2 protein-coding genes and 1 pseudogene are annotated in these 2,051 nt (G+C 63.6%); 1 reads left to right on the forward strand and 2 read right to left on the reverse strand.

Annotated features, from left to right (window positions below):
* On the forward strand, positions 1 to 996 hold a 996-nt coding region (locus EN969_RS28395), incomplete at its 5' end, for a DegT/DnrJ/EryC1/StrS aminotransferase family protein (RefSeq protein WP_164758571.1).
* Positions 997 to 1,010: 14 nt separating this feature from the next.
* Here the strand turns inward: EN969_RS28395 and cysQ are convergent.
* Positions 1,011 to 1,802, reverse strand: a complete 792-nt coding sequence (gene cysQ, locus EN969_RS28400) for a 3'(2'),5'-bisphosphate nucleotidase CysQ (RefSeq protein WP_063170189.1) — start codon at positions 1,800 to 1,802, stop codon at positions 1,011 to 1,013.
* A gap of 10 nt (positions 1,803 to 1,812) precedes the next feature.
* Positions 1,813 to 2,013 (reverse strand): annotated as a pseudogene (locus tag EN969_RS28405) (adenylyl-sulfate kinase); the annotation flags it as partial.
* Between the last annotated feature and the right edge of the window lie 38 nt (positions 2,014 to 2,051).

Consider the following 2,051-nt stretch of genomic DNA (forward strand, 5'->3'; position numbering starts at 1 on the left):
AAGCATGTCGTGGCCTGCGCCAACGGCACCGACGCGCTGCTGTTGCCGCTGTTTGCAGCCGGCGTCGGCCCGGGTGACGCGGTGTTCGTGCCGAGCTTCACGTTCGCCGCCACCGCCGAAGTGGTGGCGCTGGCCAAGGCCGCGCCGGTGTTCGTCGATGTCGACCCGCACAGCTACAACATCGACATTGCCAGCCTCGAAGCGGCCATTGCCATGATCAAGAAGGAAGGAAGGCTGAAGCCGAAGGCAATCATTCCCGTCGATCTGTTTGGCCTTGCCGCCGATTACGAGGCGATCATGGCGATCGCCAACCGCGAAGGCCTGATGGTGATCGAGGATGCCGCCCAGTCGATGGGCGGTTCGCTCGACGGCAAGATGTGCGGCTCCTTCGGTGCGGTCGGCTCGACCAGCTTCTATCCGGCAAAACCGCTTGGCTGCTACGGCGACGGCGGCGCGATGTTCACCAATGACGATGCGCTGGCCGAACAGCTTCGCTCGTTCGCCTTTCATGGCAAGGGCGAGACGCAGTACGACAATGTCCGCGTCGGAATCAATTCGCGGCTCGACACGATACAGGCGGCGATCCTCATCGAGAAGCTGGCCATTCTCGAAGACGAGATGGTCGCCCGGCAGGTCGTGGCACAGCGCTATGCCGATGGGCTTGGCGACGTCGTTACCGCCGCCCGCAATCTGGACGGCAGCCGTTCGGCCTGGGCGCAATACGCCATCGAGACGCCGAAGCGCGACGGGCTGAGGGCGCATCTCGGCGAAAAGGGCATTCCGTCTGTCATCTACTATGTGAAGCCGCTGCATGCCCAGGTCGCTTATCGCGATTATCCGCGCACGCCGACCGGCCTTGCCGTTTCGGAAGACCTGCCGAAGCGGATCCTGTGCCTGCCGATGCACCCTTATCTCAGCGAAGCCGACCAGGACCGCATCATCGAGACGATCCGCAACTATATAGGCTCGAATTCGGCGCAGGCAGCGGCCGAGTAAGCTACCGGGCCTTCTCAGGCGGGGCTGACCCCTGCCCCGCCGCTGGCAATGAAATGCGGATTGGCGAAATCCTCGTCGTCGCTTTGCCGGCGCTTCCCATAGACCAGAGGCTGGCCATCGAGCGTGCGCGTCATGCCACCGGCGGCGCGCAGGATGGCGTCGCCTGCCGCCGTGTCCCATTCCATGGTGCGGCCGAAGCGCGGATAGACATCAGCCTCGGCACTGGCGAGAAGGCAGAATTTCAAGGACGAACCGACCGAGACGATTTCGGCGGCACCAAGGTCGCGAATATAGGCCTCGGTTTCCGGCGTGTTGTGGGAACGGCTGGCGACGACGGCCAGAGGCGCCACGGCCCTTCTCACCGAGATCGGCCGGCGGCCGACGATCTGGTAGCCGCCATCGATTTCGAGAGATTCCGCCCTTCCCGGCAGGCCGGAAAAGAAGCGGCCCGCGCAGGGCGCAAAGACGACGCCGACTTCCGGCACGCCATCGCGAACCAGCGCTATGTTGACGGTGAAATCGGTGCGGCGGTTGACGAATTCCTTGGTGCCGTCGAGCGGATCGATCAGGAAGAAAGCCCCATTTAGGTCGGGCGGCACGATACCGGCGGAAGCTTCTTCCTCGGCCACGCAGGGGATATCGGGAAATGCGGCACGCAGTCCGGCGAGAATGATCTTTTCGCTCTCGCGGTCCGCCTCGGTCACCGGCGAGGCGTCGGACTTGCGGTCAACCGCACAGCCGGCGTGGAACACGCGCATCACCTCGCGCCCGGCCGACAAGGCCAGGCGCTCGAAGATTTCAAGCATCAGCCTGTCGTCAGATGCCGCCGCCGCTATCGTATTGGTCTTCGGCAATGTCGCGCTCGTTCAGCCAGTGTTCCAGGGCGTCGACCATCTCTTCGGCCGATTTGCCGAGTGTCTGCAGATGGATCTCCGGGGTTTCCGGCGCTTCATAAGGGGAATCGACGCCGGTGAAATTCTTGATCTCGCCATTCAGCGCGCGCGCATAGAGGCCCTTCGAGGAATGCGCCAGGCGTGATCCGAAGGGCCTCTATG

The sequence above is a fragment of the Mesorhizobium sp. M7A.F.Ca.CA.003.01.2.1 genome (assembly GCF_003998945.1).
GTDB classification, from domain to species: domain Bacteria; phylum Pseudomonadota; class Alphaproteobacteria; order Rhizobiales; family Rhizobiaceae; genus Mesorhizobium; species Mesorhizobium ciceri.